This is a genomic window from Enterococcus sp. AZ067 (genome assembly GCF_051715005.1).
Lineage (GTDB): Bacteria > Bacillota > Bacilli > Lactobacillales > Enterococcaceae > Enterococcus_D > Enterococcus_D casseliflavus.
The window spans coordinates 1,365,468-1,386,206 of sequence record NZ_JBIOSY010000001.1 but is presented as its reverse complement, the minus strand read 5'-3'; the positions used below and the strand labels follow the sequence as shown (position 1 = coordinate 1,386,206).

Genomic DNA, 20,739 nt, shown 5'->3' with positions numbered 1-20,739 from the left:
TTCTATTGCTCCATTCTTTTATAATTTACCGCCAGTAGTGGCAATTCCTTCAATAAATTTGCGTTGAAAAATGATAAAGACAGCAACCATGGGCCAAATCGCTAGTAGCGAGCCTGCCATTTAGAGCCACTTTCTTGAAACAATTCATCCACTGTTTTTTATGTATCCGTTTTCTTTTTACAAAACAAATATACTGTTTACTAATTAGATTGTCAATGACTTTTAACTAAAATAAAAAGAGTAAACACTTTACAGTGTTTACTCTCAACATTAATCTCTTTGTTTTTCACTTTCTCTGACGATCATCTTACTGGCCACCATGATTTTAACAGGTACTTGACGAATGCCTTTGATCCGCTCTTCTACCATCCGTAAAGCAATTTTTCCCAGTTCTTCCATATCGATGGCAACGGTACTTAAAGATGGGGTCAAAAATTCTGCAACTTCAATATTGTTGAAACTGACTACTGAGATATCTTCTGGTATCCGATACCCACGTTTTTGCAAGGAGCGATATGTACCAACTGCAATCGAATCATTGGCGACCATAATAGCTGAAGGAAGGCTCTCTTTGCATTGTTCAAGCAATTGCTCAGTGGCTTTGATACCGTCTAATGTGTTCCATCCTTCTAGGTAAACATTGATGTATTCTTCCAATCCTTTTTCTTTCATCCAATACACATAAGTGTTCATCCGCATATCATCTGGCGATTGATGTTTCTCACTGGATGCATCCAAACGTACCCGATATCCCCCAATAAAAGCGATATTTCGATGCCCTTTTTTATACAAACGCTCTAAGTGCTCGGTTGCTGCTATAGAGAAATCCGTATATACCGCATCCCATTCTGAAGACAAAGAAGGATCATCGATCACGACGATATGAGGATTGACTGCTGCGATCTTTGCTAAAAAAGTTGGCAAGACTTGACCAATGACAAGGATTCCCTGATACTCCCTTAGCTCCTCAATGGCAACGGGGCGTTCAGACATATAATACGTTTTTTTTATGCGAAACTTATTTTGTTCTGCTTGTGCTTGAATGCCACGACGAATCGCCCGAAAATAGGGATCTTCTAATTCAGCTTCTTCCGAAACAGTGGATACCACTGCAATATTGATTGCCTTTTTCACAGGTACTTTCTTCTTACTATAGTGAAAATATTCCACGGCTTCGTTGATCTTATTTTTTGTTTCTTGCGTGACAGATAACGTAGGATCTTCATTGAGCACCCTCGATACAGTTGCGATCGATACACCCGCTCGTTTTGCGACGTCTCTAATTCCTGCCATAATACTCTCCTTTTTTACTTTATACTATGATATAAACACAAAATGATCAGAATGAAAAGAAATTTTAGTTAACAACCAACCTACTTGTTTACCCACAGTTTCAAATCATCTATGGAGAAGCAATCAGTTCAACGTCTCTTCGCAATTAACAACAAATAGAAACGTGCAGCGACCAAAGAGCCGCTGCACGTTTTTCCTCCTTATTTCCTATGACGACCGCTACTCTGCTGGATACTCCCGCAAGCGATACCCAACACCGATTTCAGTGATCAAATATTCTGGCTGCAGCGTATTGGTTTCGATTTTTTTGCGAATGTTTGAGATATTGACTCGCAAGGTTTGTGCATCCGCTGCAAAAGGTCCCCAGACTTCGCTAGTCAGGGTATCGTAAGTGACGACTTTGCCTAAATTCTTGAACATAACTGCCATGATGCGGTATTCGTTTTTGGTCAAATGGATCTCATTTTGATTCTTGTACAGGATTTTTTTTTCAAAATCGATCGTTAACTCCTTGTTTACGATAATTGGGCTGCTGCTAAAGGCAGTTGTCTCCTTGTGTCGTAGTGCCGTGCGAATGCGGGCAAATAATTCATTGGTACTGAAGGGCTTCGTTACATAATCATCGGCACCGAGGTCTAATGCTTGCACTTTGTCTTGTTCATCTTTGCGAGCAGAGATCACGATGATCGGTATGTTCATGCGCTTACGAATGATTTTCAACAGCTCCATGCCGTCAATGTCCGGTAAGCCCAGATCCAGCAAGATGAAGTCGATGGTTTCTTCCTGCAAGAGCATCAATGCCTCCATGCCAGTGCCGACTGATGTAAAGTTGTAATGCTCTCTTTGCAAGATGACCTCCATAAAATCAACAATATTCGAATCATCTTCAATCAATAAAAAATGTCGCTGCATGTTCTCCCTCCTTACTGCTTTAAATAAATACGAAAGATCGTACTGCCTGCTTTCGTTTCGATCGCCAATTTGCCTTCATGGGCATGGATGATGGTTTTGACGATACTAAGTCCGATACCTAATCCATTTTTTGAATCCACCGGCACTTCGGTGTCATTGGTCAAATTCGCTTGGATTTTTTGGTATTGTCCTAAGGGGATCTCCCCTTGGTTTTCGATTTCAATGACCACATCTTGCTCTTGAGAAACTCGCAAGAAAATCGGTGTATCGGCGGTTCCATGGCGAACCCCATTTTCAATCAAATTAAACAAGGCTTGTTCGATCAAAATTGGATCGACTTGGACAAAAATCAGCTGATCAGGCATCTTCACGATGATTTTTTGTTGCGGATAGACTTTCTTTAGGTGTGTCAAAACCGCTTCGATAATTTCTTCGATCGGTTCTTCACTGCGCTTGACCGCCATATTGGTCAAGTTGATGCGGGTCACCGACAATAAGTTTTCGACCATGCGGATCAACCACTGGGATTCACTTTGGATGTCTCCTAGCAGCTTTTGTTTCGTTTCCTTTTTGATTACGCCTTCGGTTTCACTCAATGTTTCGGCAATGCCAGAAATCGTCGTCAAGGGGGTCCGCAAGTCATGAGAGACCGCACGCAGTAGATTGCTGCGGACTTTTTCCCGTTCGTTTTCTAATTGGATCTGTTCTTTCTCACTCGCTAATGAGACTTGTTCCAACACGGTCGCGATTTGGGTGATCACAAGGCGCAAGTAATTCAATTGACTATTGGCCAACTGATGCTCCTCGTTGCGTTCTACCCCAAGGGCGCCTAGTGGTTTGCCGTTTAAAACGATCGGCAAGTAGAACCCATTGGCACCAATCAGAGTATCTGTGCCGCGACCGGCTTCTTTTTGATTTTTCACGACCCAAAAAGCGACGGCTTTCTCATCCTTGCCAGTCAGTTGAGACAGTGTTTCTCTTGAAGAATGCAGACTTCTCAAGTGGCCTTCTCTGTCATATAACGCCACTTCTCGCTGGAGTAAGCGTGCCAAATAGGTGGTCGTACTTTCATAGATTTCTTGCTCATTCCGCGTTTCCATGTATTGTTTGTTCAGTTCATACAATATCTCCATTTGATGCTCTTTTTCCTTGGCATTTTCTGCTTGGGTCTTCAATCGAACCATCAAGTTACTGATCATCAAGGCAACGATCAGCATGATCACTAATGTGATTGGATAACCTGCTTTATAGACCGTCAAGGAATACAAGGGTTCGACAAAGAACCAGTTGTAAGAAAGGACACTAATAATTGATGCCATGGCACTCCATAGATAGCCACTCGTGTAACGGGCCACTAAGAGAACAAAAAAGATGTAGACCAGCATCAAGTTCTGCTCGCCGAAATGCAGATACTGCATGCCTTCTGTCACTAAGGTGGCGAGCATGATCAGCCCAAAGGTCAAGGTGAAATCTCGACCGCCGCCTTCAAATAATTGCGAAAACGTCAGCCGTGGTCGCTGCATTTTTTCTTTAAAAGGAATCAAATGGATCTCAATGTCATCAAGGCGCCGAATCAAGCGGTCTTCTAAATCCTCGACAAACAATTTTTGAAACCACTTTTGAGAAACCTGTTTCCCCATGATAATGTCACTGGCGCCCGTCATTTTGGCATACTCTACGATGGTTTCAAAACTGTCATCCGCTTCAATGTTGATGACTTCTGCACCCAAACGCTCTGCCAACGGCACTTCGGTAGGTGTATCATCTAACGATCGAACTTGGATGACCGTCCATTCGGCACCGACTCCTTGGGCTAAGCGAGCGGTCCAACGAATGCATTTTTCTGCCATTTTTGGCAAGCGATCATCAATGATGGTCAAAAGCTTGCTTTGAACTCGTTTTCGACCGCCGTTCATTTGATTGATATGATTGGAAGCTTTTTGGATCGCTAATCCCCGCAGATGATCAAGTTTTTCTGGCGTAAAAAAATTTTTTAGCGCTCGTTTGGCATTTTCATCAGCATAGATTTTTCCTTGTTCCAATCGATCGATCAGTTCGTCTGGTTCAACATCCACTACCCGCAAACTGGCGTGTTGGAAAAAGGTGTCAGGCACCGTTTCTCTGACTTCCACTTCCGTGACCTTTTCCACGATATCATTCAGACTTTCGATATGCTGGACATTGATGGTCGTGTAGACGGTGATTCCTGCATTCAATAGTTCATCGACATCTTGGTAACGTTTTTTGTTTCGCGCACCAATGGGATTGGTATGTGCCAACTCATCGATCAAGACGATATCTGGTTTTAGTTGGATCAGTCGATCGATATCTGGCTCATAAAGGGTCAATTGCTTGTGCTGGTATTGCTTTAATGGTACTTGTGGTAACCCTTCAAGCAATCGATTGGTATCGGGACGTTTGTGGGGTTCGATATAGCCGATCACCACATTTTTGCCCATGAGCAAACACTCATGGGCTTCGGTTAACATCGTATAGGTTTTTCCGACACCGGCAGCAAAACCGAAAAACACCCGTAGTTTGCCACGTTTAGGTCCAAAGCCTGCTTGCAGCAGCATCTCTTCTGGGATCGTCTGCTGGTTGTTTTCACTCATAGATGCTTCCCCCTATTCCTCGGGTAATTGATCGAGCTGCTGATTCAAGGTCATGATATTGACGTATTCTCTCGTGGAGAACAGATCAGCTACTTTATTCCTGTTTATTATATCATGAATTATTTGTTCATCGATGCCTCTTGTGTCAGCGATCCGCGGCAGTTGAAAAAGTGCCGCTTCGACACTGATATCAGGATCAACGCCACTACCCGAAGCGGTCACGAGATCGATCGGCACACTGGTTTGGGTTGGGTTTTCTGCCAGCAACGTCGCTGTCCGCTCAGCTACGGTCTTTTTTTGGGTCGTATCATAGGGCGACAATTGTGAAACGGTTTGATCACGCCCTTGGAAGTAACCTGCTTGGTCAAAGGGTTGCGCAAGCAGCTCAGATCCTTTGACCGCTCCGTCTTCTACGATTTGACTGCCGTTGGCTTGATGGGCAAAAAAGACTTGTCCGACACCAGTGACCAACAATGTATAGAGACCGCCAAATAACACGGTACTAACTAGTAAAAATTTGATACTGGCAAAGAGGGTGTTCTTCATCATGTTTTCCTCCTAAATGACTCCTTGACTCTGATGGATTTTTCTTATAGCAGAACAGCTGACAAAAGCAAATCTACTAGCTTGATGCAAATGAATGGTGCGATGATGCCGCCTAAGCCGTAGACGACCAGATTGTGCCGCAGCATTTGGCTGGCTGGTTTTTCTTGGTATTTGACCCCTTTTAACGCCAAAGGGATCAAGGCGATGATCACGACTGCATTGTAGATGACTGCGGACAAAATCGCAGTTAAGGGACTACCAAGATTCATGATATTCAGCGCTGCGAGTTCTGGATAAATCGCATAAAACAGAACAGGGATCACTGCGAAATATTTGGCGATATCATTCGCGATACTAAAGGTCGTCAATGCCCCACGGGTCATCAGCAGCTGTTTACCAATTTGGACTACTTGCAGTAATTTGGTAGGGCTGGAATCAAGATCGATCATATTGCCCGCTTCTTTGGCTGCTTGCGTACCAGTGTTCATCGCCATTGCCACATCGGCTTGGGCGAGTGCGGGTGCATCGTTGGTTCCATCCCCCGTCATCGCCACCAAATGCCCTTTTTCCTGATATTCGCGAATCAGGTTCATTTTGTTTTCTGGTGTTGCTTCGGCTAAGAAATCATCGACGCCCGCTTCGGCGGCAATAGCAGCTGCCGTCAAGGGGTTGTCCCCAGTGATCATGATCGTCTTGATGCCCATTTTTCGCATGTCGGCAAATTTTTCTTTGACGCCGTTTTTCACGATGTCTTTTAAATAAACGACTCCAAGTACCTGGCCATTTTTTACTACGACCAATGGGGTTCCACCAGCCTTAGCGACTTTTTCTACGATCTCGTCACACGCAGTGGGATAGGTCTGCCCATTTGCCGTCACATATTGCTTGATCGTATCCGCAGCTCCTTTACGGATCTCATCACCACGATAGTCGATCCCAGACATCCGTGTTTTGGCACTAAAATCGATCCAATGAACATCGACTTGCTGAAACTCCCGCTCACGAATATTGAAGGCTTCTTTGGCTAAAATCACGATACTGCGGCCTTCCGCTGTTTCATCGGCAAAAGATGCCAACTGCGCTGCATCTGCCAACTCTTTGGCGGTGACACCTGGTACCGGCAAGAACTCGCTGGCACGGCGGTTTCCCAGAGTAATGGTTCCTGTTTTATCCAGCAGCAAAACATCCACATCTCCTGCTGCTTCAATCGCGCGGCCACTCATGGCGATGACGTTTTCTTTGGTCAAACGACTCATTCCAGCGATCCCAATCGAGGAAATCAAGGCGCCGATCGTGGTCGGTGCGAGACAAATCAATAAAGCGATCACGATCACACTGGAAATCGCCGTTCCCCGACCAGATAACTGACTGCTAAAATCGGTAAAAGGAATCAATGTGATGGAAACAGCCAAGAAGATGATGGTCAGTGTCACTAAGAACAGCTGCAAGCCAATCTCATTGGGTGTTTTTTTCCGCTGTGTCCCTTCCACCATCGCAATCATCTTATCCAAAAAAGAATGACCATTTTCAGCGGTCACTTTGATGACCAAGTAATCGGAAACGACTAACGTTCCTCCCGTGACTGCACTGCGGTCGCCGCCAGACTCACGAATAACAGGGGCTGATTCTCCTGTGATGGCACTTTCGTCCACCGAAGCAGCACCTTCCACGACATCCCCATCGGCAGGGATTTGTTCGCCAGATGGAACGTACACCAAGTCGCCTTTTTTCAAATCGGAGGAACGGACTTCGATAAAAGCCTCCTTGGCGACATCTTCCAAGGACATGACTTTGTAGGTCATGATTTCTTTTTTGGCTTGCTTCAAACTATCCGCTTGTGCTTTGCCGCGCCCTTCTGCCACTGCTTCGGCAAAATTGGCAAACAACAAGGTCAACCATAAGAAGACGGTCACACTGATGCTAAACCACAACGGGACCGTTTGTTCTTGAAAACATAAAATCGTTGTCAAGATCGCCCCTAAATAAACCACAAACATTACGGGGTTTTTGATTTGTTGGCGAGGATCCAATTTCTTAAAGGATTCGCCGATCGCCCATTGATAGATTTTTTTCATTTTTTCTCTCTCCTATTTCGTTGTAAAGAAGTCTGCGATTGGACCTAAAGCCATCGCTGGTAAAAAGCTCAGTGCACCGATCACGATGATCACAATGATCAGCATCGTGACAAAGACTGGACTCGTGGTTGACAAGGTTCCTTCATTACGAACGGTTTTCTTTTTGGCCCCCATGTTTTCTGCCAGATATAAAATGGCTGCGATGGGAACGAAACGTGAAACGAACATCAAGATACTACCCAAACTATTCAGGAAAACAGTATCTGCGGTCAAGCCGCCAAAGGCACTCCCGTTGTTGTTGCTAAACGAAGTTGCTGCATACAACAGTTCGCTAAAGCCATGGGCGCCTTGGTTGGTTAGCCAGCTCATGATGTCAGGATGCAAGGTCATCAACATAGCCCCGAAAAGCGTCAGTAGCAATGGCGTCAAAATAACGATACTCGTCATTTTAATGTCAAAGGCTTCGATTTTTTTGCCGATATATTCTGGTGTTCGTCCGACGAGTAAACCAGCGATAAAGACCGTCAATAATAGAAAAGCGATCATGCCATAAAGTCCGCTTCCGACACCACCAAAGATGATTTCCCCCAGCTGCATCAAGAACATCGGAATCGCACCCCCGAGTGGTGTGAAACTATCCAGCATGGCATTGACTGATCCACTGGAAGCAGCGGTGGTACTCACTGCCCAGAGACTCGACCAACCGACACCGAAACGTACTTCTTTGCCTTCTAGATTGGCATTCCCAAACACTTGACTGAATTGCGGTCCATAAGCTTCACTGATCACTACGCCAATAAAAGCCAGGATCAAAAAGACGGTTGCGGTGATCAAGATCGTACGTCCTTGTTTCCATTCTTTGATCCAAAAGCCAAAGGCAAAAATCAAAGCAGCTGGCAGCAACAAGATCGCTAAGTTTTCTAAAAAATTACTGAACATCGTTGGGTTTTCAAATGGATGAGCAGCGTTGGCGCCAAAGAAACCGCCGCCGTTAGTCCCTAATTGCTTGATGGCGATTTGACTCGCTACTGGTCCGAGCGCCATCCAAAAGGATTCTCCCTCAAATCCATTGACTTCCATGCCGCTGCTCAACGTTTGGACGACGCCTTGAGACAGGAGCAAGATCGCTAAAATCAATGAAAGTGGCAAAAGGATATAGAGCAAGGAACGGGTGATGTCTTGCCAAAAATTCCCTACCGTACGTTTTTGCTTTTGCTGCAGCCCACGAATCAAGGCACACAGTACAGCTAGTCCTACTGCTGCTGATAAGAAATTTTGCACCGTTAATCCTAATGCTTGGGAAAGATTGGTCAGTGCTTCTTCCCCAGCGTAAGCTTGCCAGTTCGTGTTCGTCACAAAACTGACGGCTGTATTCAATGCTAAGTCAAAGGACATGTTCTCAACGGCTGCCCCTTGCGGTAACCAGTGCTGAACCATCAATAATCCGGTCAAGCCGATGATGGAAAAGACACTGACGGCCAAGACTGAAAATAGATAGGTTTTGGCGGTCATTTCTTTTTTACTGACCGAACCAATCACTCGATAGGTCAACCGTTCAATGGGTTGAATAAAGCGGACAAACCGCGGTGTTTTTCCTTGCATGATTTCTTTGATATACCAGCCCAAAGGAACCGCTGCTGCTAGTAAGATCAGTAAAAATAAAAAGCCTTGCACAAAATAGCTACTCATCGTTCTCCCCCCTCAAACAAGTACCAAAAGAGATAGATCATTACGATCACTCCGATTATTCCTAAAACAAGATTCATATTCTTCACTCCTTCATGACGTAAGCATACGCAAAAAGAAATAAAAATAGTGTAAATCTTCTGCTAGCATCTTTATATCTTCTTTATACGGCTGCTTATCGGACAAGAAAACCGCACTACAGCAGGTATTAAAAAAAACAGCGGATATCCTTCACGATATCCGCTGCTAGAGTCATTGCGACTTATTTCGTTTTTCTGCTTTTGATCGTGTGTTTCTTACGAAAGAAGACGATCCCCGCTAGAGCAACAAGGCTCACTCCTGCAATCGAATAGCCTTGAGTGATGGCTGTACCAGTCTTTGGTAGCAACCGTTTGTCCTTTGCGGTCGCTTTGGTTTGTTTGTCAGTCTGCCCTTCATCCGTTGGTTTTTGTTGCCCTTTGTCAGAATCATCTTTCTCTGGCTGCTGATCGTTCTCCTCTGGTTCTTCTGCTTTTTCAACGACTTTGATCGTCGCTGTGGCGGTGACTGCTTCTTGTGAGCGAGTACCAAATAAACGTGCGAAAAAGTTAGGAGTTGCTGCTTCATCAGTGACGATTGAATAAGTGACTTGATAGGTGCCCGCTTTCTTCGTATCCACCGAACCGCCCACCAGCAGTTGCTCCAATGCGAGTGACTTACCGTCACGATCTGTAGCGGAGACAAAATTGTCGGCTGCTGTCCAGTTATCACCGACATAAATCACGCTATCTTTCACAGTCACAGACGTTTGATCTGCCAACACGGTGATCGTGGCAGTTGCTTCGGCTTTGCCATTTCGATAGATGACTTGGTATTTTCCAGGCACATCAGTATTGACTGTACCGCTAATCAATACTTGATCATAATCAACTGCTTGTCCGCTTTTATCTGTTGCCGAGACAAAATTATCGACAGCTTGCCATTTCTCTCCTTCATAGATTGTACTATCTTTTGCTACGACCGTTTCTTCGTGAGCAACCACAGTGATTGTCGCTGTGGCGCTGACTTTTCCATTCGTATAAGTGACATCGTATGTGCCTTCTTGATTGGTATCGACGGTACCAGTAACGATTACTCCTGATAATTCAACCGTTGCTCCCGTTTTGTCTGTGGCTGAGACAAAGTTGTCGGCAGCTTCCCAATCATCGCCGACATACAGAGTACTGTCTTTGGCTTTGACACTCGTTTGATCAGCTAACACGATGATCATGGCTTTCGCTTCAGCTTTGCCATTGCGATAAATCACTTCATATTTCCCTGGTGTGGCGCTATCGACTGTGCCTACTGTTGTGATATCAGTCAGTTTTACTGCGTTACCGTCTTTATCTGTTGCCGATACAAAATTGTCGGCGGCTTGCCAGTCATCGCCTTCATAAATCGTACTATCTTTAGCGACTACCGTTTCTTGGTTGGCAACAACCGTAATCGTCGCCGTTGCTTTGACATGACCATTTTGGTAAACCACTGGGTACTCGCCTGCTTTGGAGGTGTCGACTGAGCCACTAACGGTTACTCCTGAAAATGGTAGGTTTGCTCCCGTTTTGTCTGTGGCTGAGACAAAGTTGTCGGCAGCTTCCCAATCGTCGCCGACATACAGAGTACTGTCTTTGGCTTTGACACTCGTTTGATCAGCTAACACGGTGATCGTGGCTGTCGCTTCGGCTTTGCCATTGCGATAAACCACTTCATATCTGCCTTCTTTAGAGGTGTCAACTGTGCCATCAACGGTTACTTCTGTTAGCGGCAATGCCTTGCCGTCTTTGTCTGTTGCGGAAAGAAAATTATCCGCGGCTTCCCATGAGTCACCTACATACAACGTACTATCTTTAGCTGCCACCGTTTCTTGGTTCGCAACAACCGTAATCGTAGCAATAGCTTCTGTTTTACCATTGCTATAAGTAACTTTGTACTGACCTTCTTTGCTCGTATTAACTGATCCACTAACAGTCACTCTTGAAAATGGTAGGTTTGCTCCTGTTTTATCCGTTGCCGAAACAAAGTTGTCGATTGCTTGCCACTCGTCACTAACATATAAGTTACTGTCTTTGGCTTTGACACTCGTTTGATCAGCTAACACGGTGATCATGGCTTTCGCTTCAGCTTTGCCATTGCGATAAATCACTTCATATTTCCCTGGTGTGGCGCTGTCAACTGTCCCTACTGTTGTGATATCTGCAAGTTTTACTGCGTTGCCGTCTTTATCTGTTGCCGACACAAAGTTGTCGGCGGCTTGCCAGTCATCGCCTTCATAAATCGTACTGTCTTTAGCAACTACCGTTTCTTGGTTGGTAACAACCGTAATCGTCGCCGTTGCTTTTACTTTCCCGTTTTGATAAACCACTGGATATTGACCTTCTTTGGAAGTATCAACTGATCCACTAACGGTCACATTTGAAAATGGTACATTCGCTCCTGATTTGTCCGTTGCCGAAACAAAGTTATCAACCGCATGCCAATCGTCACCAACATACAAGGTGCTATCTTTGGCTTTAATTGATGTTTGATCAGCTAACACGGTGATCGTGGCTGTCGCTTCAGCTTTGCCATTGCGATAAATGACTTGGTATTCTCCTGGTACTTTCGTATCCACGTCACCACTGGTGGTGACTTCTGCCAAGCTTAACGGTTGTCCCTTCTTATCCGTTGCTGAAACAAAATTATCCGCAAGTTCCCACGCATCTCCAACATAAAGTGTACTATCCTTGGCAACGACTGTTTCTTGATTGGCAACCACGGTAATCGTCGCTGTTGCTGTTTGATTGCCGTTTTGATAGACCACTGGATATTGACCTTCTTTGGAAGTATCCACGGTTCCACTAACGATCACATTTGAAAATGGGACATTCGCTCCTGTTTTGTCCGTTGCCGAAACAAAGTTATCAACCGCATGCCAGTCGTCCCCGACGTATAAGGTGCTATCTTTTACTTTGACTGATGTTTGATCAGCTAACACGGTAATCGTGGCTGTCGCTTCGGCTTTGCCATTGCGATAGATTACTTGGTATTCTCCAGGTGTATCCGTGTCAACTTCACCGGTGATGGTCACTTCTGTTATTGCCACTGTGTTACCGTCTTTATCCGTTGCCGCTAGAAAATTATCAGCTGCTGTCCATGCATCGCCCACATATAACGTGCTGTCTTTGGCTGCCACTGTTTCTTGGTTGGCCACCACAGTGATCGTCGCTGTCTCGCTCACGTTGCCATTCATGTATTTGACTTCATAAGTGCCGACTTTAGATATGTCGACCTCACCGTTGACGGTAATTTCCGAGAAGGTCAACGCATTGCCATGCTTGTCTGTCGCTGAAACAAAGTTGTCTTCAGCATGCCATTCATCTCCCACGTAGATCGTGCTATCTTTGGCGTCGATCGTCGACAAGTCTTCTTCTGGTGTAATGCCGACAGAAAGATGATTGCCCGTCCGGTTCACTTGCACCTCTTTACCAAGCTGAAGTTCCTGTGGTATGACGTAACCTTCTGGGACGTAGGAAACATAAAGCATATAGGTCCCTGTATAAATATCAGCTAATTGGTATTCTCCATTTTCATCCGTTAAGACAGAAACGATATCTCCTGTCAATTGATTCCAAAGCGTCAAAGTAACCCCCGCAATCTTCTCAGTTGGCTCTTCGGTATTATAAACATCAAGCGTGGCATTGGTTTTGTAGATGATCCCGCTGGAATCGCCTGCCGAAAATTGCAGATTGGCCACCGTCGAGGTAGCCGTCCGTTTGGCTTCCGACAAGGTATCGATCGTATCAGAAACGATCGTGGCTGAGGCTGAGATTTGGCCGGCATTTTGTGAAAGGACGTTGTAACTGATTTCGATGTTTTTCGTTAGAACATAGTTTGAAAAGACAAGCAGTACGTCCCCGTCAATTTCTTTGACTTCATAGCTGTCATCTGGCACATTCGAAACAGTGATCGATCCTAAATCGATTTCGCCATTGGTGTTCCCTAACGATTTTAGAAGGATCGTTGGATTTGCTACTTTTTTCGAGCCATCATCGATATTTTTTGTCGTGACCTTGACTTGCGTCATGTTTTTCGTATTATTGACGGTATTTTGCGTAATGCCAATAATATCTGTCGCCGTATTGGATACTGAAACTGTAGCTGTGCCTTGCTGATTATTTGATAACGGTTCTTTTGCATAACCAGGTACATAAATCGTACTCATTTCCTGCCATCCATTGGCGTATTGATAGGAAATAATGTAGCGCCGATTGGTCGTTCCAAAATCAAAGGTATAATAGTTGGTTTCTTCATCATGGGTGATCGTTGGATAATTCGGATCGCTTTCCTTCATGGCTTGGTTATCATAATAGCCACGATCCCAATACTGTGGATAAATGCCACTGACTTGTTCATTGGAAACATCGATGATCGAAAACACGACATCGGTATTTTTCGGTACATGAGTTTCAACGGTCAAATCACTGATGGTATCTTGACGCGCGTTGACTAAAAACTGATTCTTACTGCTTTGGAGCGTGCGTTCAGAGTACAGTTTCCTACCGGTATAGACGGAGGTGTGAACCGTGTCAAGTCCCGTTGCGGAAATCGTGATTGGAATTGTATCATTAGGAATCGATTTTGTCGGTGCTAAACTGTCTGGCACGTAATTGAAGCCAATATCAAATTGAACGGAATAGGTAATGGGCGACGTAAAGGTGACCATCGTTCCGCCTGCTACTTCTTCAATCGTATAATCTTTTCCTAATGTGTAGTAAAAACTGACTTTTGGTACCTTTCTCAAAGAAAGATACTCTGGGTGTTCAATAAACATTTGTAAATTTTCGATTGGTTGTGAGTTACTGCCTTCGATGTTGATGGAAGTATCACTCATGTAAGCACCATTTTGATCATAATTTCCCCAAGCCGTTTCAGCATTGTTGGGATTAAGAACACTGATTGGTTCGACATAGTTGTCTTCAACGATTTTGAATTCTCTATTTGCGATCAACGGTGTCGAGACATTGAGAATGATATCTTTCTGATCAAAGGGTACGGTTATGTTCGTGGAACCAAGAGTGAGATTGCTGTCTTTTGTAGCAGTCACAATCAGTTTGTCCCCACTATTTTCGACAGAAAAATAATCCGAAAAAGTCACATTTTGATAGAAGGCGTCTCTTGCTGTTAACTGTTTCGCCGTGATCGGCTGTCCGTTTTGACTCGAAAGGATAATTTGTTGACCAGCTTTCATCTCCGTCGGCATTTGATGAATTGATACATAGTAGTTTCCTTTAGAAAGGCCATTCATAAAACTGGCAGAAGCAACACTCATAAAATACCTTGAATCGACTTCTTTTTCATCTTTGCTGGTTTTTGCGATAAAGGAAAACCCTCTGTTTTGGGCAGTTGTTTGTTTTAGCTGTACCGAACCAAATCCGGTCGTTGGATACCCTTTTGAAAAAGAAGGCGTATAATCCGTCAGCTCGGTCAAACTCATGGTGAATTGATAAGAAACCCCATAAGCCTTTTGTTTGTCCATCTGTTTGATTTCAACAGCAGTATTGTAAAGACTATTTGAGGTGATCGTATAGTCTGTCCCTTCGACTAATGCTGTCTGTGTTTCTGGCTTGATCTTTCCTTTGATATCCACCTCATAGCTGAAAACTTTTAACGGTTGAGTCTCAATCTTTTTGAAGGAAGCCCCCGGCGTATCAACCAAATGCAGTGAAAGAGTTTCTGTTCCAGGTAATGTCCGATCGGTATTGTAGTAAACCATTCCATCCATCCCAAAGACATTTTTTTCTGACACATATTGAATCGGATCGACCTCTTCATACAAATCAATCGCATAGCTTGTCTGGTTTTGATCGCCGATCTCAATCGTTAGCTGAGGCTTATCTTCTGAATATAGATAACTAGTCAACTCGATCGAAAAAGAGGCATCATGAACCGATTGATTAAACGTGATCATCAGTTGATGAGCTGCACTATCTACAGCCCACGATGCATTAATCGCTTCATTGGTTCCTTGCACATCACTAAAGCCAAGGCCTTGCGGCAAGTCAAAAACAGCAGTGGTGCCAGCGAAATAATCTTTGTTATTGATTTCAAAATCCAATTTCAGTTTCACTGGACTATTGTTTAAGATTCGTGTTTCTTCCGTTCGGCTGAATTCTTCGCCAGCAATTGTCAGCAGGGTGCCTTTTTCCAAAAGTTCTTGGTCATTGATGCGCGTGCTGACACGAGGTGTGTGTTGCTCTTCTTTGGTTTCTTTTGAATCGGATGTTGAAGAACTTTCTTGTCTCGCATGGCTAGAATCTTCCGTTCTATTTGAGGAAGCGGATGTGCTCGTTTCACTTGGTTCCGTGTTTTTTGAACCAGCTGATGATTCCTCTTTGCTCGCTTCGGAAGAATAATCTGTTTCAGCATCCTCAGCTGCTTGTGCTTCGTTTCCGTTAGCATCATTTGTCGATTCAGTCATCGTTTCTAGTAGTTGATCGGATTTGTCTAGCGTGTTGACGGTCTGTTCTTGTTCGGTTGTTTCCGCTATCGCCATGATCGGAGTGATCACTTGAGTGATTCCTAGTGCGGTAACAACGATGCCATGACGAATTCTTTTGCTTCTCTTATTCATTTTTTCCTCCAGTAAATGTATGTAGTTTTAACTGATTGCCTTACGGATTTTTTTCCCGACTTCTAACTCTTCTCCATTAAAAAAGCACAAAACATTGTTTGTTCGATCGATCATTTTGATTTGTCGCGCATTGATAATGTAGGATTTGAAGACGTTATAATACTCTGGCAGCTCTAATTGTTTGATCACCTTCAAGGAAGTTTCGAGGAATTCGATCGACTTTTTTTGGTGAAAAGCGATTCGGTTTCGCTCTCCTTTGATCGTTGTAATATAGTTGATTGCTTCTGCATCAACCACCATCAACTCTCTTTTACTGACGATTTTTAATAAGTGCTTTTTTCCGAGTAATGATCGTTTGACTTCGATCGCTTCCGTTAATAAATTTCTTAGCTGCATTGCCACCTCCTTTTCTTTTGTATCGATGATCCCTAAAGGACAGATAAGATTCAGCTTCTTGATTTCGATTTTGGAGGCATAGGCACCATAAAAAGCGATTTGACACTTTTTGCATTGTTCTCTCAAGCTTCCTGCTAATTGAAAACTTCGATCAAATCCTTTCATTTCAATGGAAAATAAGAAGAGATCGTTCACATCTGTTAGGTATCCGTCAAGAAAAGGGGCTAATTCTTCAGGTGAAAGAATCTGCACTAAAGAATGCGGAACACGACTTTCCGTAATCATTTTCTTCATCAAATTCCCATTAAAAAAGTTGTCATCTACTATATAAACAGCGAAATTGCTCAAATTTGCAGACATCTTAATTCTCCTTTTTGCATCATTTCTAATTGTATTCTTAATCAAAAATGCCTGCTTGCACTTTCAAACGAATTAAAGAAACATTCATGCAAAAAAGGTAGTTTAAATTAAAAACAAAGTAAGAAAAGACGCTGTAATTGGTCTAAACCTATTATAGATAAATAGACACGCTAAAGAGTTTTCTTAAAGCTTTTATAAGGGAGTAAGCGTAGCCAACAGAAAAATATTATGTTTTTTTAACAATATCTACGACAGACTTTTAGGGAAGCGGAAACATTATTGTGTAAAGTTTTATGATAATTTCATGTGAAAAAAATGATCAGAACCCAACATCACAAACGTTATTTATTTTCCACTGGATGCTTCTTTCCTTTTAACGATTGAAGAACAATTATTCATCAGTGATGACATGACCTCCTATTGGTGAATGTCAAAATTTCTTCTTCACTGTTCTCAACAAAACGTGCGGAACACGAAAAAACCATTTATTCTCAATGATAAATGGTTTTCTTTCCTGATTCTTTTTATGAGTGGTACTGCTTTTAGCTATTTGAAAACATTTTTTACTATAATAGTAGACTTTTCCTGCAACCACCGTTGATTTCCACTACCTACTAATCATCACTTTTATTCAATGCTCGCTTCAGCTTACGATTATGCCAAATCAAATAGGCGATGATCAGACATAAAACACCCCCAATCGATAAATAGAGAAGGATCGGTGAGGAGGTTTCTTTAATACTGACATCTTGCTCGTTTCTTTCTTGCGCTTCTTGCCTTTCAACTTGGAAAGTGGGCTCTCCTTGCCATTGTTGATCAGCTGCTTTGAGGGTCGTTTTTATTTCATACTCTCCTGATTGCAGTTCGTTTCCATCTAATGGCAGTGCGTAATTCATTAACGCATTGGGCGCTAATTGGATCTCTTTTTCTCCTTTGATCGCTGTTGCTTGTCCATCATGAAACACTTCATAAGCAAGCGTGGCCTTGCTAAGATAATTTGCCGCTGTATTTTCCACCGCTACGATGATGACATTGCGGCGATTGATTTCTTCCAGATGGGCTTTCTCAATCCGGACCGCTGGTGGGATGTCGGTCTCTTTGTTACGAAGCAACACCGCCACTTCTCTGGCTAGTAGGTTTTGGACATTTCCTTGAAATTCTTCACTGCCGGTTTGCTGGACGTATAGTCCCCCTGCCAAAATCCCATCAAAGGATTCAGATGGCATCTGGACTGTCAAGGTGATTTCTTTTTGCTCACTAGGGGCTAACGAAAGAGTTTCATCACTTAAAGTGACGAGTTCTTCGATCGCGTATGGAGCAGAAGGCGTTGCTTCCTCATTTGCCCCAGAGTACTCAACGACACCCGTCATGTTCGTGACCGCTCGATTAAAGGATAGCTGTAGATTGATTGGTTGCTCGCTTTTATTGGAAACCATGACCGCTAGTTTTTCTTCTGCCTTGGGCTTCAGCAACAAATCATAGTACATCAGCTCTTTGTCTTGCTGTGACTCTGGCAATTTGATTTGAACATCGAAGGTATCAAGTGAATCTGCTGCCCCCGTACTGCTCGTACCAATGAAAAATAAGACCGTTAGAATACTTACTACCCAATACTGAAATCCTTTGCCTCGAACTTTCTTCTGATGCATCCTGTCAGATCCTTTCTACACAAAATAGGAAAGAAAAATCAGCTAGCATAAAAAGCAGCCGCTCAGGCAAGCTGCTTTTTTTCTGCTAACTGTTACGCAATGACTACTGCCCTATGGGGTCGTCGGCGCACTGCTGATCGTCCAAACGAGGGTCGTTTGGTAGGTTGCTGATTGTTTTTCCGTATTGGCTGGGATCGAAAGGGTGAATTGTTCTAATGGCATCGACGTTTCACCGATCCCTTCGCCAGCATTGGCGGTCAAGAACGCATACTCATTGTTGATCGCCGCAAAATCAAGCTCGCCATTGGCAATATCACTGGTTCCTGTTGGCGGCGAACTCAAGTTATTGGTCAACGTCCCCGTATCTACCGTTAATACCGCACCGTCCAATGTGCTGTCTCCTGCCGTAAATTGGGTTGCTTGCCGTACTTTGATCGCCCAAGAAGAGTTCGCCTGTCCTCGGTTATCGCTGACCGCAACTGCCCCTCTTTGCAGCGTTGACCCATCCCCAGGTAGTCCAGTTCCATCCGTAGTAGCTACCCACGTTTCGGCATTTTCTGTTTGGATTTCATGGGCACCAAAATCTAAATTCGTTGGTAGCTGCGTATTGGGATCACTCCCGCCTTTATCCGGGTCAAACACGATGCCCCCAGAGGTATATTCTACAACACCGGTCGTGTCATCTGCTTGCACTGTCGCACCAATGCTAAGGGCAGTCAATACGCCCAATGCGCCTATTATCGATTTCTTTGAAATCATTTTGCCATCCTCCTTTTTTTGATCCAAATGATCAATGTCAGACTAGTGAAGAATCCGCCTATTACGGGCAACCAAAAGTGATTGGTTTCTGCAAGCTGTGGCAGCGGTTCTTCTGCGTTAGTGACCGTTTCTTGACTGGTCGGTGGTTCAATTTCTTCATCAATGGAATCACTGCTAGCTGTTTCCGTTGGTCCTTCATAAAACTCAATGTTGCCGGTCGTCGTATTGGCTACTGCTGATGGAACGATACTGTAGAAACTGCCGATCATCAAAATCAGAAGCAGCACAAGGGAATTTTTTTTCATTCTGCTCTTCCTTTTCAAGGTGTATCGGAAACGGTCCACACGACTGTGGCGCGATACTGACCTTGAAATTTAGGTGTTTTCTCAGGTACAAATAAATTGAACTGGGAAAAATTAACAGTCAGTCCACCAGTCGATGCCGCATTTTCCAACGTCACCACATTTTTTTCGACATTTTGCTGCAGGGCAATCGTTGCATTATCAGGTAAAACCACTCGACCATCTGTAAATGTCGAATTGACAGTTCCAAGCTGAACTCTTAATTCGGCAGCTGGCAATGTTCGCGTGCCATTGACCCAATTGGTGGATTGTCTGACCTTGACTTGCCATTTTTTCTGACGATTGCGGGTATCATTGATCCGTAAAATCCCAGTTGTAGCTGCTGCGCTTTGGTCGCCGTTGGCGGTTGCCCGCCATGTCTCACTCTTTTTCGTTTGAATGGCATGTCGGCCAAAATTCAGCTGAGTCGGCAGATTCGTCCGATCCATCGTCAGTGCTTCGACCATGAAATAAATCATGGTTTGGCGACTACTGATATTTAGCGCACTAAAGTTCAAGAGATTGATGTCCGTCGGCTTTGCCTTCAACACAGAAGCCGAAAAATTGGCGGTCCAATTTGCGGACAACTGTCCTGGACCCGAAAGTAGCGTAGGAATTTGAACATCCGTTGCTCCTAAAACGGCTGCATCCGCCATTTGTTCTTGGACGGTTGCCAAATTGTTCAACGCTGACGTTACGGTGCTAAGCAAGGTATTCAGCAATCCTTGCAGCAATGCACGAACAACACCGCCAATATCGATGCCGATCACTCGGATCTGGGTATTTTGAATCGCCGTGCTTAAATTCCGTAAAATTTGCGGGACATTGGTTCCTAAAACGACACCGAGGTTCGAACTCATATTGGCATACAACGCTTCTTTTTGGGTGGTGAACTGCAACGGACTGCTTATTTCTACATTCCCTAAATTACCAACGGTTTTTAGCAAGGAAATTTGCTGATTGACAGCCGTTAAATCGATTTGCACGATCCCGAGGTTGACATCTAATGATTTAGTCAAGGAATCAATTGCTGATAAGATCGCATTCAAAAGCGGGACGTTAGCAATATTGACTGTGGTCGACGTTTTGATAGCTGCTGGTCCATTGGCACTGATGCTAGCTCTCAACTCTGTGGGGATCGCCAATAAAGCAAATTTATCCTCACCGTTGACATTGACAGAAGCATTCAAGCCCCCGTTCCCTTTGATCGAAAAAGTCACTGGTCGATTTGTCACACTGCCTGGCCAAGGGGCACTTGCTGAAGTACCACTTGTATTGGCACTCGTCAAATTGCTTAAAATTTCCACATCTAATACGTTCACAGCCGCCTCGGCTTCTTTGGTCGTTGTTAATAGATACAAATTGACGAAACTGATGCTGGTCAACAAGAAAATCAACTGAGTGATCGTCCATTTGTAAAAACGTTTTTCCCTCCTTCTGCTTTCCATACCATTTCTAACCCTTTCTTTACGAAACGATGAT

General features: G+C 43.9%; 12 protein-coding genes and 1 pseudogene. All 13 read right to left on the bottom strand.

Annotation, left to right across the window (positions count from 1 at the left end; genetic code table 11):
* Positions 1 to 18 precede the first annotated feature (18 nt).
* Positions 19 to 120: pseudogene (locus IGI82_RS06460) on the bottom strand (carbohydrate ABC transporter permease); the annotation flags it as partial.
* A gap of 150 nt (positions 121 to 270) precedes the next feature.
* Positions 271 to 1,293 (bottom strand): LacI family DNA-binding transcriptional regulator, encoded by a 1,023-nt coding sequence (locus IGI82_RS06455; RefSeq protein ID WP_438841919.1) that lies wholly within the window; start codon positions 1,291 to 1,293, stop codon positions 271 to 273.
* Between the two features lie 219 nt (positions 1,294 to 1,512).
* Positions 1,513 to 2,205 carry a response regulator transcription factor gene (locus tag IGI82_RS06450; RefSeq protein WP_438841918.1) on the bottom strand — a complete coding sequence of 231 codons (693 nt, stop codon included), beginning with the start codon at positions 2,203 to 2,205 and terminating at the stop codon, positions 1,513 to 1,515.
* 11 nt (positions 2,206 to 2,216) lie between these two features.
* On the bottom strand, positions 2,217 to 4,817 hold the full coding sequence (locus IGI82_RS06445; RefSeq protein WP_128487538.1) for a sensor histidine kinase: 2,601 nt from the start codon (positions 4,815 to 4,817) through the stop codon (positions 2,217 to 2,219).
* A gap of 12 nt (positions 4,818 to 4,829) precedes the next feature.
* Positions 4,830 to 5,366 carry a potassium-transporting ATPase subunit C gene (locus tag IGI82_RS06440; RefSeq protein ID WP_015509414.1) on the bottom strand — a complete coding sequence of 179 codons (537 nt, stop codon included), beginning with the start codon at positions 5,364 to 5,366 and terminating at the stop codon, positions 4,830 to 4,832.
* Between the two features lie 41 nt (positions 5,367 to 5,407).
* Positions 5,408 to 7,438: a potassium-transporting ATPase subunit KdpB gene (gene kdpB, locus IGI82_RS06435; protein WP_438841917.1), complete on the bottom strand. Its 2,031-nt coding sequence runs from the start codon at positions 7,436 to 7,438 to the stop codon at positions 5,408 to 5,410.
* Between the two features lie 12 nt (positions 7,439 to 7,450).
* Positions 7,451 to 9,127 carry a potassium-transporting ATPase subunit KdpA gene (gene kdpA, locus IGI82_RS06430; protein ID WP_438841916.1) on the bottom strand — a complete coding sequence of 559 codons (1,677 nt, stop codon included), beginning with the start codon at positions 9,125 to 9,127 and terminating at the stop codon, positions 7,451 to 7,453.
* A 259-nt stretch (positions 9,128 to 9,386) separates the two neighbouring features.
* The gene (locus IGI82_RS06425) at positions 9,387 to 15,752 is read right to left on the bottom strand and encodes a bacterial Ig-like domain-containing protein (protein ID WP_438841915.1); all 6,366 of its coding nucleotides are present in this window, start codon (positions 15,750 to 15,752) and stop codon (positions 9,387 to 9,389) included.
* 27 nt (positions 15,753 to 15,779) lie between these two features.
* A complete protein-coding gene (locus IGI82_RS06420) occupies positions 15,780 to 16,508 on the bottom strand; it encodes a LytTR family transcriptional regulator DNA-binding domain-containing protein (protein ID WP_015509411.1) in 729 nt (242 codons plus the stop codon).
* A gap of 614 nt (positions 16,509 to 17,122) precedes the next feature.
* Positions 17,123 to 18,157: a DUF916 and DUF3324 domain-containing protein gene (locus IGI82_RS06415; protein WP_438841914.1), complete on the bottom strand. Its 1,035-nt coding sequence runs from the start codon at positions 18,155 to 18,157 to the stop codon at positions 17,123 to 17,125.
* Positions 18,158 to 18,268: 111 nt separating this feature from the next.
* Positions 18,269 to 18,916, bottom strand: a complete 648-nt coding sequence (locus IGI82_RS06410) for a WxL domain-containing protein (protein WP_005225652.1) — start codon at positions 18,914 to 18,916, stop codon at positions 18,269 to 18,271.
* Complete coding sequence (locus tag IGI82_RS06405; protein ID WP_115232166.1) at positions 18,913 to 19,221, bottom strand: hypothetical protein; 309 nt, start codon at positions 19,219 to 19,221, stop codon at positions 18,913 to 18,915. Before IGI82_RS06405 ends, IGI82_RS06410 begins: the two co-directional genes overlap by 4 nt.
* A 14-nt stretch (positions 19,222 to 19,235) precedes the next feature.
* Positions 19,236 to 20,705, bottom strand: a complete 1,470-nt coding sequence (locus IGI82_RS06400; RefSeq protein WP_438841913.1) for an adhesive domain-containing protein — start codon at positions 20,703 to 20,705, stop codon at positions 19,236 to 19,238.
* Positions 20,706 to 20,739: the final 34 nt, after the last annotated feature.